The organism is Helicobacter salomonis, assembly GCF_017979425.1.
GTDB classification, from domain to species: Bacteria; Campylobacterota; Campylobacteria; order Campylobacterales; family Helicobacteraceae; genus Helicobacter; species Helicobacter salomonis.
Genome location: NZ_JAERIS010000037.1, coordinates 1 through 12,396 on the forward strand (window position 1 = coordinate 1; position 12,396 = coordinate 12,396).

Consider the following 12,396-nt stretch of genomic DNA (forward strand, 5'->3'; position numbering starts at 1 on the left):
GGGGGCAAAGCGCACTTCTTGCGTGGCGAGCTCTTGTTTGGCGCAGGCTTGCATGATCTCTAGTAGATCGCCTTGGAGTAAGGGGAGCAGAGTTTGAGCTTCTGGGTCGCCAAAGCGGCAATTGTATTCCACCACCTTGACCCCAGCAGAAGTGAGCATCAATCCAAAGTAAAGACAGCCTCTAAAATCTAGGTTGTCTGCTTGGATACCCCTAAGAGTGGGGGCAAAAATCCTTTCTTGGCATTCCTGGGCAATTTGAGGGGTAAAATAGGGATTGGGCGCGATACAGCCCATCCCCCCGGTGTTAAGACCCTGATTGCCCTCTAAAGCCCGTTTATAATCCATGGCAGAGAGCATGGGTTTGAGCGTGATTCCATCACAAAAGGCTAATACAGAGGCCTCTTTGCCCTCTAAAAATTCCTCAATGAGCACTTTACTCCCACTCTCCCCAAAAATGCGCTCTTGCATGATCTCTTTTAAACATTGCAAACCTTCTTGCAGATTGTGCACAATGCGCACCCCCTTGCCAAAGGCTAGCCCATCGGCTTTGATCACGATGGGAAAAGTTTTCTGCGTGCTTAGAAAAGCTGTAGCTTCTTCAAAACACCCAAAGGCGCGGTAGGGCGCGGTAGGGATGTGATGCCTTGTCATAAATTCTTTGGCAAATATTTTACTGCCCTCTAATTGTGCCCCGCTTTTTCTAGGTCCAAAACACGCAAAACCCGCATCTTCAAGCACATCCACCAAGCCCGCCACTAAGGGGTTATCAGGGGCAACGATGATGAAATCTAGTTTTTCGCGCTTGGCGAAAGCTAAAATACTTTGGGTGTCGCTCACGGGAATATCTAGGCATGGCACGCCCATGCCTGCATTACCCGGCAGAGCAAAGAGTTGGTGCTGAGAGGAGATTTTTTTGATAATGGCGTGTTCGCGCCCTCCTGATCCGATGATGGCAATTTTCATAAGTCCTCCTAGTGGTGAAATAAGCGCAATGAGGTAAAGGCCATCACCATTCCTAAACGATCGCATGCCTCAATCACGCTGGTATCCTGCTTGCTCCCCCCACTTTGGGCGATATAGCGCACCCCACTTTGAGCTGCGCGCTCCAAACTATCGCTAAAGGGGAAGAAGGCATCACTCCCCAAACTCACACCCTCTATGCCCGCTAGATAGTCCGCGCGCTCTTGGGGGCTGAAAGGCGCGATGGGATGTGTTAGACATGATAAATCCGCTTCACTTAGCCCATGGGTTAAATACGCATAAATGAGATTGTCCTTTGTGGGACGACTTAAATCCTCTTTAAAGGGCAGGTTTAAGACTTTGGGATGTGTGCGCAAATGCCAAAGGTCAGCCTTTTCCGCGGCGATCTTAGTGCAGTGGATGCGCGATTGTTGCCCTGCCCCCACCCCGATGGCCTGCCCTTCATAGGCCAAACAAATCGAGTTGGATTGGGTGTATTTGAGGGTGATGAGAGCGAGTAGTAAGTCCTCTTTGGCACTGGGGGGGAGAGTTTGAAGGCGTGTTACAATGTGATCTAAGAGTGCGGGAGTGATTTTGGCGTGGTTGCGTTCTTGCTGCAGCGTGATTCCAAAGACTTCGCGCTTTTCTAAGAGGGGTGGGGAGTAGCTAGGGTCTATTTGGATCACAATATAGCCCCCCTTTTTCTTTTGCTTGAGGAGATTGAGTGCGTCTGCCTCAAAACCCGGGGCGATGATTCCATCAGAAACCTCTTGGGCTAGCAGGCGTGCACAGGTCAGATCGCAGGGTTGGCTTAGGGCCACAAAATCCCCAAAAGAGCTCAGACGATCCGCCCCTCTTGCGCGTGCGTAGGCCGTGGCGATGGGAGAGGCATTGAGATCAGGGATATTTTCCAAGAAATAGGCCTTTAGGCGCGCATCTTCTAGGGGTTTGGCACAAGCTGCGCTGGTGGGGCTGGCGTGCTTAAAAGAAGTGGCACAAGGTCGGTTGGTGGCTTCTTGGAGCTCCTTAACTAATTGGTAGGCATTGAGCGCATCTAGGAAATTGATGTAGCTGGGCGTGCCATTGAGCACCTGCAAGGGCATAAATTCAGCAGAGAGGCTGGCTTGGGCTTGGTGGGGGTTGGTGCCGTATTTAAGAGGAATGGAGGGCATTAGGCGTCCTTGTTGAAAATGAGGGTTTGGACTTGATGGGTATGCAGATGCAAGGATTGCACGCAGAGGGCTACTTTATAGGTGGGGTCTAAATGCTGCCAAATTTGCGCGCCAAATTCTGACAAATTGGGAGGGATGGCGATCTGCTTGGGCTCGCCACAAAAAGAGGGCAGAGGAGTCGCGTCATGGGCGTAGGTGTGCAGAAAATGTCCGCGCCCGGGCAAACTCTCATAGTCATAGAAATAGCGACTGCACACAAGGGTATTTGCGCCTCTAAGGGCTTTAATCAAGCTCATCTGGTAGCTAAAGCTTTGATCTTTGAGCTGGATCAGTGCGCTGATTCGCGGGGTGAAATGGGGAGAATCGGGCTCAAAACTTTGGGTGCGCAGGGCCTGATAAAAGCTCTGCCCCTCTCTGAGGGCTTGGGCGATCACTTGGGTTTGACTCCCATTGGTGATGATTACATGAGGGTCTTGGTGGAGAATGGGGGGGTAGAAAATTAAAGAAGTGTCCCCACTGGGGGGGGTTATGAAGGCGATATGGACATTGTGATCTTGCTGTGTGAAAAGGCGGTTTTGGCTTTGCGCGCTACGCCCCATTAAAAAATAACCCCAAAAGGCGTAACTGCCACAGGAGGAAGTGCCCACTAAAATTCCGCGTCCAAAGTAGCGCTGGGTATTTAAGATGTGTGCAATTAACATAATTGCACCCCCGTGCCCTCTTGGACTACCCCTAGCAAGTAGGCGCTCTCCCCCTCTGCCTCCAAGAGCGCGATCGCTTCTTGGGTGTATTCTGCACACATTACACACACCATGCCAATGCCCATGTTAAACACCCCAAAGGCCTCTTCTTGGGGTAAATGCGCTTGGGCGCACAAGAAGTCAAAAATGGGTGGAGTGGGGAAACTAGCGTGCGTGATTTTAGCTCCTAACCCCTCAGGCAAGGCGCGTGGGATATTTTCAAAAAAGCCCCCCCCCGTAATGTGAGCGATAGATTTGATAGGAATTTGTTCTAAGAGTTTTAGAAGGGGTTTGACATAAATTTTTGTGGGAATTAAGAGCATTTGGGCGAGATTTTGCCCCTCAAGGGTGTAAGTGAGGGGGTCAATGTGGCGATCGCTTAAGATTTTACGCACTAGAGAAAAGCCATTGGAGTGCAGCCCGCTAGAGGCCAGTCCTATGATCATATCGCCTGCTTGTATACTCTGGGGTTGGAGAATCTTAGATTCGTCCACTATCCCCACGCAAAAGCCCGCTAGATCGTATTCCTCTGGGGCGTAAAAACCGGGCATCTCTGCGGTTTCTCCCCCCAAGAGTTCACAGCCTGCCAGCACGCAACCCTGCGCGATGCCCTCAACAATGCTCTCTACCTTGCTAGGTTCGTTTTTATCCAAAGCGAGGTAATCTAAAAAAAACAAGGGTTTAGCCCCCACACACAAGACATCATTCACACACATGGCCACACAATCAATCCCGATACTCTCATGGCAATCGAGCATGAAGGCGAATTTGAGTTTTGTGCCCACGCCATCAGCCCCACTCACCAATATAGGGCGCGTCATGCCCCGTGTATCTAGGGCAAAAAGCCCTCCAAAGCCTCCGATCTGGTTGAAAGCTTGGATTTTTGTGCGCGCGATGTGCTTTTTAATGCGCTCCACAGACTCATAGCCTGCTTGAATATCCACGCCCGCGCTTTTATAAGACGAATGCATTGTGCTCCTTTAGATGTGGGTGGGGGCTTTTAGAGGGGTGGAGTGCGCGGGTGTGGGTGTAGGGTAGCCCCCTCCAAAACAAGCCGCACAAAAGCCACTTCCCTCCAGCATGAAAGCAATCCCCTCTAAGGGCAAATAAGCCAACGAATCCAAATCCAAAATCTTGGTGATCTGCTCTAAGTTGTGGTTGTGGGCGATAAGGTGCTCTTGGGAGTCTACATCTGTGCCATAGTAGCAGGGGTTAATAAAGGGGGGGGAAGACACACGCATGTGGATTTCTTTCACCCCCACATCGCGCAAGAGTTTCACAATGCGCCGCGTGGTGTTGCCCCGCACGATGGAGTCGTCGATCAAGACGATGCGCTTACCCCGGATATTGGGGATCACCACATTGAGTTTTAGACGCAGTTTTTCGCTGCGCTCTTGTTGAGGCGCGATGAATGTGCGCGTGATGTAGCGATTTTTAATAAAACCTATGACATAGGGAAGCCCGGACTCTTTAGAATAACCCAAAGCGGCATCGATCCCTGAATCAGGCACGCCCACCACCACATCAGCATTGGCTGGGTGAGTTTTGGCTAGGTATTGCCCTGCGCGCACGCGCGCTAAATGCACGCTCTTGCCCTCTAACATGGAATCTGCGCGGGCGAAGTAGATGTATTCAAAGGAGCAGATTTTACGCGACTTAAGGGGGGTAGCAATGCTCTCAATCCCCTGCGTGCTAAAGGTTACAATTTCCCCTGGAGCAACCTCGCGCGTGAAACTAGCTCCCAGTGCATCTAAAGCACAACTCTCAGAAGCCACAATGTCCACTCCCTGATCGTTTCTGCCAAAACACAGGGGACGAAATCCCAAAGGATCGCGCACGGCGATCAACTTGTTAGGAGACATCACCACCAAGCAATATGCCCCCTGCAGCACCTTCATGCAGCTTTGGATTGCTTCCTCTAGGGTGGCACTCTTTAAGCGGTGCTGGGCGATGAGGTAGAGAATCACCTCTGTATCGCTAGAGGTATGAAAAATACAGCCCTGCAATTCTAATTCACGGCGCAATTCCACAGCATTCACCAAGTTCCCATTGTGGGCAATGGCCAGGGGTTCTTTGATGTGTTGGATGAGTAGGGGTTGGGTGTTGGTGCGGCTATTCTCCCCAGTGGTGCAATAGCGCACATGCCCAATACACACCTCTCCATCCCCCAGTCTTTGCAAGGTGGTTTGATCAAAGACTTCATTGACCAGCCCCGTATTTTTATGGTAGCTAAAATGCCCCCCATGGCAGAGGGCAATCCCACAGCCCTCTTGACCTCTATGCTGCAAAGCACATAGGGCACTATAGGCTAGCGGTGCTAGAGAGCAGGTTTGCGTAGAGAAAGCTCCAAAAACCCCACATTCTTCCTTGAGCTTGTGCATCGCAATCCTTATGCGTGGGAAATCTTTTCTAAAATAATTTCGTAGGCTTGGCACACATCGCCTAAATCCTCTCTAAAGCGATCTTTGTCGAGCTTTTGGCGCGTCTGTGCGTCCCAAAACCGGCAGGTATCTGGAGAAATCTCATCGCCCAGTACAACCTGCCCCTGCACATCTTTGCCAAACTCTAATTTGAAATCCACCAAGATGATCCCCCTATCTTCTAGGTAGGCTTGCAGGAGGGTGTTGGTACGCAAAGCCAGCGCGCGCAGGGTCTGCAGTTCGCTAGGACTGGCAAGTTTTAAAGCTAGGGCGTGATCCTCATTGATCAGCGGATCGCCCAGCGCATCGTTTTTATAACAAAATTCTAGCACGGGGGCCTCAAAGGGCGATCCCTCTTGCAACCCTAGGCGTTTAGCCATAGAGCCGGCTGCCAAATTGCGCACAATCACTTCTAAAGCAAACATGGTCAGCCTTTTGACAAGGGCACGCGCAGGAGTGAGTTCACGGATAAGATGGGTGGGTACACCCTGGGTTTGTAGATATTGCATCAAATAATTACTGATGCGGTTATTCAGTGTGCCTTTGCCTTGCAAGGTGGCTTTTTTAACCCCATTGAAAGCGGTGGCATCGTCCTTATACTCTACGATGTAGTGTTCAGGGTTGGTCGTGGTGTAAACCTTTTTAGCCTTACCTTCGTAGAGTAAGTGGCATGGGGTTTCAAGCATGGGATTCCTTGTGAAATTGGGATGAAAGGGCGCGATCGTCTTGAAGAATTTTGGCTTCATTATCATGGCGGGCTTGTTGCAATTTCTTTGCCAATATGGGCTCATGGAGAGCTAAAATCTCTAAAGCGAGCAAGATCGCATTTTGCGCGGCGTTGATCCCCACACAGGCTACAGGGACCCCGCTAGGCATTTGCACGCTGGAGAGCAGAGAATCCAGCCCGCCTAAGTCCTGAGTGAGAATGGGCAGAGCAATCACGGGTAAAATGCTCAAAGAAGCGACCACCCCGGCTAAGTGTGCGGATTTGCCCGCAGCTGCGATGAAGACCCCCACATCATTTTGGGGAGCTTGCAGGACAAACTCGTGCAAGGCGTGGGGAGTGCGGTGGGCAGAGAGTATGTGGACTTCAAAGGGGACTTGAAACTCTTTTAGAAGCGTGATTCCGGGTTGCAGGATAGCTAGATCACTCTTGCTACCCATGAGCAGGGCAATTTTTTTCATCAAAAACCTTTAGCTTGTGTCTTAGGCGTCATTGTAACAAATCTGTGGGCAAATTTGGCTAGCCAGTGCCTCACGCAATGATTTTTCCCACTAATACACCCTCTTGGTAGGTATGGCAGATAGCGCGGTAGTGCCCAGGTTGCACATTGTCTAACTCGCTCTCATTGATGAGAATCTCTCCATCAACCTCTAAGCCCCAGCGTTTGTCGCGCGCCTTTAAAAAGAGCCCATCCTCACTCAAACCCTCTACAATCACTTCAATAGGCTGATGCAAGAGCCTTTGCATGGAATCTTGAACTTGTTGTTGCACACAAGCGTTAATGGTATCTAGGCGTTGGTTAACCACGTTCTCAGGCAAAGCGGGCATGCTATAAGCGCGGGTGTTTTCCTCAGGACTGAAGGCAAAGAGATTAATGCGATCAAAACTAAAGCCCTTTAAAAACTCTTGTAAGATTGCAATATCCTCCTCACTCTCCCCGGGATGTCCCAATAGCAAAGTGGTGCGTAAAAAACTCTCAGGCACGCTCTTCATGTGCTCTAGTAGCTTAAGATGTGCTTGGGTGTTGGAGTTACGGCGCATAGTTTTAAGCATAGCATTAGAGATATGCTGGATGGGCATGTCAAAGTAATTCATAAAAATGGGAGAATGCGCGATCGTATCGATGAGCTCTAGGGTTGTGGTGCTAGGGTAGAGATAGAAAATGCGCGCGCTCTCTAGGATTTGTTGGGCATCAATAGCTTTAATGAGCTCAATTAGCCCATTTTTTACGCCCTGATCGCGTAGATAGGAGCTCGAATCCTGAGCGATGAAACTAATATCGCTAAAACCCTGTTTGGCCAGATTTTCCACTTCCTCTAAGATTTGAGCGATTCCCTTGCTTTGCAAGCGTCCCTTAAAACTAGGGATCGCACAAAAACTACACTGCTGGTTACACCCCTCTGAGAGTTTGACATAGGCATGCACCTTAGAACCCGTGATGGTGCGCGCGTTGTGTGCACCCGCTAAAAACACGCCCGTAGAAAACGCGCTCTGTTTGGCCTTAATGAGCTCATCGATGCGATCGTAATCCCCCACACCGGTAAAAATATCGATCTCAGGCAATTCGGCTTGCAATTCCTCTTTATAGCGTTGGCTCAAACACCCACTAGCCACCACCAACGCCCCCTCTTTACGCGCCTTAATAGCTTCTAACAAAACTTGCACGCTCTCCTGTTTAGCAGAGGCGATAAACCCGCAGGTGTTGACAATGATCACATCAGCCTGTGCGCACTCTTGGGTGAGCTCATAATGGGCGAGTTTGCCTAGCATCACCTCGCTATCCACCAAATTTTTAGAACAACCCAGAGATATTAGATAGAGTTTAGGGCGCAAGAGAACCTCCTTGTAAATCTACTTCCCAGAAAAAATCAATCCAGCACTTCGCCTCTTTGAGCACAAAGTCCGCCTGATAGCGCGCGCTTTTTTGAGCAAAGAGGACTGCGCTTTTAAAACAGACATATGGGTATTGCTTTTGCAAAATGTCCATCACTCCTAGAAAGCTTTTCCCACTATCTACGATCTCATCCACCACTAGCACGCGTTGGTGTTGTGCTTGCAAAGTGGGCACATTGCTAATCTCTAGGGTGCCTTGGGTGCGCTCACGGCTATAAGAGCTTGCATTAATCGCGTAAACTTCTTTAATGTCCCAATACAGCCCCAAAAAGTGCGCTAAGGTCATCCCCCCTCTTAGAATGGCAATGATAGCCTGAGGTTTGAAGTCCTGTTCTATTTGTTTGGCTAAAGCTAGGGCATCTTGTCTAAAATCTGCATAGCTATAGTATTGACGCACGCACTCTCCTAGTAATAAGCTTGCATAAACGCACGCACCGCTTCGCCCTCAAAACGCGCTCTTAAGCCCAAATCTACTAGGCTTTGTTCTAGCGCGTTGAGCACCCATGCAAGCGTGTACACCTCTATAATTCCCATGTGATTGATGCGTATCAGCAAGTCTTTAAGATGATCCTGTCCTCCAGCGACCACCACGCCATAGTTTTTAAGGCGTTTTCTAATCTCTAGGGCGCGCTCGTGGTAGATCGTGCTCATGCTAAGGGCGGGGGTTTTGGGGTAAATTTGCAAACCTAGGGCCTTGATCGCATGTTCACTAGCTAGCGCGCGCTGGGCTGTGTTCTCAAAGAGGGCTTGTAACCCTCCAAACTCTGCAACACATGCAAAATAGGTTTGTAGTGCCATCACATGCGAAATGCCCGCCGTGAAAGCAGTGGTATTGTGTTGCTGTTTTTGTAATTCTAAAGCGAGATTAAAATAATACCCATGGGGGCGTAATTGAGAAAGTGCGTATGCGCTCAAACCTACAAAGCTCAAACCCACGGGCAACATAAACGCCTTTTGACTCCCCCCAATGAGCACATCGACATGCTCAACCTTGAGAGGTTCTACGCCTAGTGCCGTGATCGCATCTACAATCACCAAGAAGTTAGGATTGTGCGTCTTGAGAGCCGCGCTAATCCCTTCAAAGTCCAAGCGCAAACCCCCTGAAGACTCGCATACCTGCAGAGCGATCGCCTCTAAGCTAGGGTGCTCTTGCACACAAGCTAGCACTTCTGACGCACTAATAGGGGTGTCCCAAGAGTTTTTGATCTCCAAATAGTTAATGTGGTGGGCTTTGGCGATTTGGGTAAAGCGCTCCCCAAACTTGCCATTATTGAGCACCAAGAGTTTGGGCTCTTGGGTATGGGTGCTCACAAAGGTGTACAAACTCGCCTCCATTGCCCCCGTGCCACTGCTCACTAAAATTACCACCTCCTGCATGCCCATCATCTCTTTGAGCTGGACACGCACCTGTGCAAAGGCTTGTTCAAACTCCGGGGTGCGATGGTGGGGAGCGGGTAGGCTCAGAGTGCGTGCGATCTGGGGGGCGATGGGAGTGGGGCCGGGGGTGAAAAGCAGGGGCTGCAAGATGACCTCTTCTTTAAAAAATAACTCGGATTATACTACAAAAGGCTATAATGCCCTTTAAAAAGGCTTTGTATGCGCACCCTTCTTGCCCTGCTAACGCTGTTACCCCTATGTGCTGAACCTTCAATTCAAGACATCCAAGATGCCATCCATAGGATGGCAGTCCATCAGGCCGATACACACCGCAACATCGGTATCTTAAATGACAAGCTGAGTAATCTCGTTTTAGACATCCGTGCACACCGCATCAACTTGGATGAAGCCACTAGCACGCACGTGATCGAAATCTTTAAAGAGAATGCCGTGCTTTTCGTCGTGCTACAAGACTACTATGCACGCGAAAACCCTCTATTTGACTATTTGAAAGGCATTTTACAAGGTTATAAGGGAATTGCCAAAGAAATGTCCTCCAACGCGCCTTTGCAGAAATTTATGCCCCTAATGCATGAAATCATCTCTCAACTCCAAACCATGGTGGTTTTGGAAAAACACATAGATACCCTGATAGATTAAGCCTTACCAGCCACGCCATAAGGCTAGCACCAGCAGGCTTGTGCTAATATTTGTGCAATCAAGGGGTAATACCCTTGGGGTTGGGGCATCAACCTTTGGAATAGGGAACGTAAGACTCCAAACGGAGCTGTCCTGCTTGAAGCCGCGATCTCCACTAAAGTTAGAATCCCCTAACTTTAGTTATGGGAGAGTATGTCAATTGTGCTTCTGTTGCTGCAACATCTGTAACAGATTAGACACTCCGCCCTTAGCACTGAGTTTTTTAGCTAGTTGGGCAGCCTGATCAAAACGCTTTAAAATGCGATTGATTTCAGCTACTTCCAAGCCCGCCCCTAAAGCAATACGCTTTTTGCGGCTTCCATTGAGCAAGCTAGGATCTTCACGCTCTTTGGCAGTCATCGAAGAGAGCATCGCCTTGATCTTTTTAATCTCAGTAGAGTTTTCTAAATCCGTGCCTTTAAGCGCGCTGGCTACATTGTTTAGCCCGGGGATCATCGATACCAGTGCACTTAAAGAGCCTAATTTTTTGAGCTTTTCAATCTGGGTGACAAAGTCATTTAGGGTAAACTGCCCCTTTTTGAGCTTTTTAGATAAATCTTTGGCCTCTTTAGGGTCTAGCACACTGGCGGTTTTTTCTGCCAGCGTGATGATGTCCCCTGCGCCCATCAATCTGTTGGCGATGCGCTCAGGCACAAAGAGGTCTAAATCGGGAATTTTCTCCCCATGCCCGATGAAGCGCAGGGGGAGTTTGAGCTGGTAGGCGATCCCTAGTGCCACCCCACCCTTACTATCGCTATCAAATTTGCTTAAAATCACCCCGCTAATGCCTATTTGTTCATGAAAGGTGCTTGCAGACCGCACGCCATCTTGTCCACTGAGCGCGTCCGCGACATAAAAGACTTCATGGGGGTTTAGCAAATCCTTTAAGGCTTTAAGTTCCTCCATCAGGGGTTTATCAATGGCCAAACGCCCCGCGCTATCTACAATCATCACATCAAATTGCCCCTCTAGTGCGCGCGCTAGTGCTCCCTTAGCAATTTCAAGCACTCCTCCCTCTTGGTGAAACACCTCCACCTCCACCTGCGCGCCCAAGACTTGTAATTGCTCCACAGCGGCCAAGCGTTCTAAGTCGCAGGCCACTAATAAGACCTTTTTTTGACGGGTTTTGAGATAGTGGGCGAGTTTGCCACATGTGGTGGTTTTACCCCCTCCTTGCAACCCACACATCAGCACAATCGTAGGGGGTTTAGAAGCGTAGATAAACCCGCTCGCACCCCCGGGCACACTTAAGATTTCTAGCAAACTCTCTTGCAAGGAATCTAAAAACTGCTGTTTGCCAACACCCTTAGCCAAGGTTTTGTCTTTGATTTGGGTGATGAGTTCTTTAACCACCTTGTGGTGTACATCATTGCGCAAGAGCGATTTTTTCAGCGCGTCTAGGGCTTTTTCTAGGGCTTGTTGGTCGTCTTGAAAACGGATCTTATTCAGGGCATTTTTAAACGATTCGCTTAAAGCTTCAAACATGAGTTTCCTTTGCACTCTCTAAGAGTGTGAGTTCAGCTGTGATTTGGCTTTTCTTTTGCGCGATTTCTTGCGCACGCGCGTGTAAATTTTCTAGTAAAGCCTTGGGAGCTTTGGCTAAAAATTGCGGGTTATCTAAATTGAGTTTGGCCTTTTCTTTTTCCAACTTAACAAGTTGGGCTTGTAAGCGCGCTTCTAGTGCGCTCACATCAACCCCCTCTAAACTCACATGCACGCTCACCCATTCCCCCACATCACTTAGAGCCCCTTGGGGCTTGCTGGCCACCACTTCCAAGTGGGCGATTTTGGTGAGTTTGCTAATAAAACTTAGGGTCTGCGAATCCAAGCTTAAGGAGCTTTGGAGGTAGCCCTTAGGTAATGCTCCTATGCCTAGCAAGACTTTTAAGCGCCTAAAGGCGGTGCAGGCTTCCTTAATTCCCTCAAAGGTTTTTTCTAATTCCAGATCACGCGCTGTCTTTGCGGGATAGGTAGCCAGCATGAGTGAGGGCGCATTTTCTAAAGAAGTGCCCTCGAGATGGTGGTAGAGGTATTCGCTCACAAAGGGCATGAAGGGGTGCAAGAGTTTAAGTGCGTCTTTAAAGACCTCAATGAGCGCGTGGATGGTCGCGCTCTGTTTATCGGCCTTGAGAAATTCTAAGATCCAATCGCAAAATTCGCCCCATAAGAAGCGATAGAGCAGGCGCGCAGCATCGTTAAAGCGGTAGCTATCTAGGGCTTGGCGCACCTCTTTAGTGGTGGCATGCAACCTTGAGCGCGCATAAGCCCCCAGCACACTTTTCCCCTCTTGTGTACCACATTCTTGGGCGTATTTAGAAAGTAAAAGGGTAGCGTTGTAGAGTTTATGGGTGAAGTGGCGCGCTTGCTCAATGCTCTCTTTTGAGAGAAGCAGATCACGCCCCTGCACGCTC

The 12,396-nt window shown here is 49.4% G+C and carries 13 protein-coding genes; 1 reads left to right on the plus strand and 12 read right to left on the minus strand.

All coding sequences use genetic code 11. The features are described 5' to 3' along the window. From purD to KCO92_RS06785, 10 genes are all read right to left on the minus strand, one after another. A partial coding sequence (purD, locus tag KCO92_RS06740) for a phosphoribosylamine--glycine ligase (protein WP_210647476.1) occupies window positions 1-963 on the minus strand: 963 nt, incomplete at its 3' end. An 8-nt stretch (window positions 964-971) separates the two neighbouring features. Continuing rightward, window positions 972-2,132, minus strand: a complete 1,161-nt coding sequence (locus tag KCO92_RS06745) for a phosphoribosylaminoimidazolecarboxamide formyltransferase (protein ID WP_104695296.1) — start codon at window positions 2,130-2,132, stop codon at window positions 972-974. Continuing rightward, window positions 2,132-2,833, minus strand: a complete 702-nt coding sequence (locus KCO92_RS06750) for an IMP cyclohydrolase (protein WP_233710440.1) — start codon at window positions 2,831-2,833, stop codon at window positions 2,132-2,134. The genes KCO92_RS06745 and KCO92_RS06750 overlap by 1 nt, the downstream gene beginning before the upstream one ends. Continuing rightward, the gene (gene purM, locus KCO92_RS06755; RefSeq protein ID WP_104695297.1) at window positions 2,827-3,843 is read right to left on the minus strand and encodes a phosphoribosylformylglycinamidine cyclo-ligase; all 1,017 of its coding nucleotides are present in this window, start codon (window positions 3,841-3,843) and stop codon (window positions 2,827-2,829) included. The genes KCO92_RS06750 and purM overlap by 7 nt, the downstream gene beginning before the upstream one ends. Before the next feature lie 9 nt (window positions 3,844-3,852). Continuing rightward, window positions 3,853-5,253, minus strand: coding sequence for an amidophosphoribosyltransferase (gene purF / locus KCO92_RS06760; RefSeq protein ID WP_104695298.1), 1,401 nt, complete (start codon window positions 5,251-5,253; stop codon window positions 3,853-3,855). A gap of 8 nt (window positions 5,254-5,261) precedes the next feature. Further along, window positions 5,262-5,978 carry a phosphoribosylaminoimidazolesuccinocarboxamide synthase gene (gene purC / locus KCO92_RS06765; protein WP_104695299.1) on the minus strand — a complete coding sequence of 239 codons (717 nt, stop codon included), beginning with the start codon at window positions 5,976-5,978 and terminating at the stop codon, window positions 5,262-5,264. Beyond that, a complete protein-coding gene (gene purE, locus KCO92_RS06770) occupies window positions 5,971-6,477 on the minus strand; it encodes a 5-(carboxyamino)imidazole ribonucleotide mutase (protein ID WP_104695300.1) in 507 nt (168 codons plus the stop codon). The genes purC and purE overlap by 8 nt, the downstream gene beginning before the upstream one ends. Window positions 6,478-6,547: 70 nt before the next feature. After that, window positions 6,548-7,849 carry a 30S ribosomal protein S12 methylthiotransferase RimO gene (rimO, locus tag KCO92_RS06775; protein WP_104695301.1) on the minus strand — a complete coding sequence of 434 codons (1,302 nt, stop codon included), beginning with the start codon at window positions 7,847-7,849 and terminating at the stop codon, window positions 6,548-6,550. Continuing rightward, entirely contained in the window at window positions 7,839-8,306 is a 468-nt protein-coding gene (locus KCO92_RS06780; RefSeq protein ID WP_104695302.1) for a phosphoribosyltransferase, read from the minus strand. Before KCO92_RS06780 ends, rimO begins: the two co-directional genes overlap by 11 nt. An 8-nt stretch (window positions 8,307-8,314) precedes the next feature. Then, window positions 8,315-9,433 (minus strand): pyridoxal-phosphate-dependent aminotransferase family protein, encoded by a 1,119-nt coding sequence (locus tag KCO92_RS06785; RefSeq protein ID WP_104695303.1) that lies wholly within the window; start codon window positions 9,431-9,433, stop codon window positions 8,315-8,317. A gap of 72 nt (window positions 9,434-9,505) precedes the next feature. Here KCO92_RS06785 and KCO92_RS06790 point away from each other — a divergent pair, with 72 nt between their 5' ends. Further along, on the plus strand, window positions 9,506-9,946 hold the full coding sequence (locus KCO92_RS06790; RefSeq protein ID WP_104695304.1) for a hypothetical protein: 441 nt from the start codon (window positions 9,506-9,508) through the stop codon (window positions 9,944-9,946). A 195-nt stretch (window positions 9,947-10,141) separates the two neighbouring features. Here the strand turns inward: KCO92_RS06790 and ffh are convergent, their stop codons facing one another. Both ffh and KCO92_RS06800 read right to left on the minus strand, forming a co-directional pair. Next, the gene (gene ffh / locus KCO92_RS06795; RefSeq protein ID WP_104695305.1) at window positions 10,142-11,470 is read right to left on the minus strand and encodes a signal recognition particle protein; all 1,329 of its coding nucleotides are present in this window, start codon (window positions 11,468-11,470) and stop codon (window positions 10,142-10,144) included. Next, on the minus strand, window positions 11,463-12,396 hold a 934-nt coding region (locus KCO92_RS06800; protein WP_210647477.1), incomplete at its 5' end, for a class I tRNA ligase family protein. The genes KCO92_RS06800 and ffh, both read right to left, overlap by 8 nt.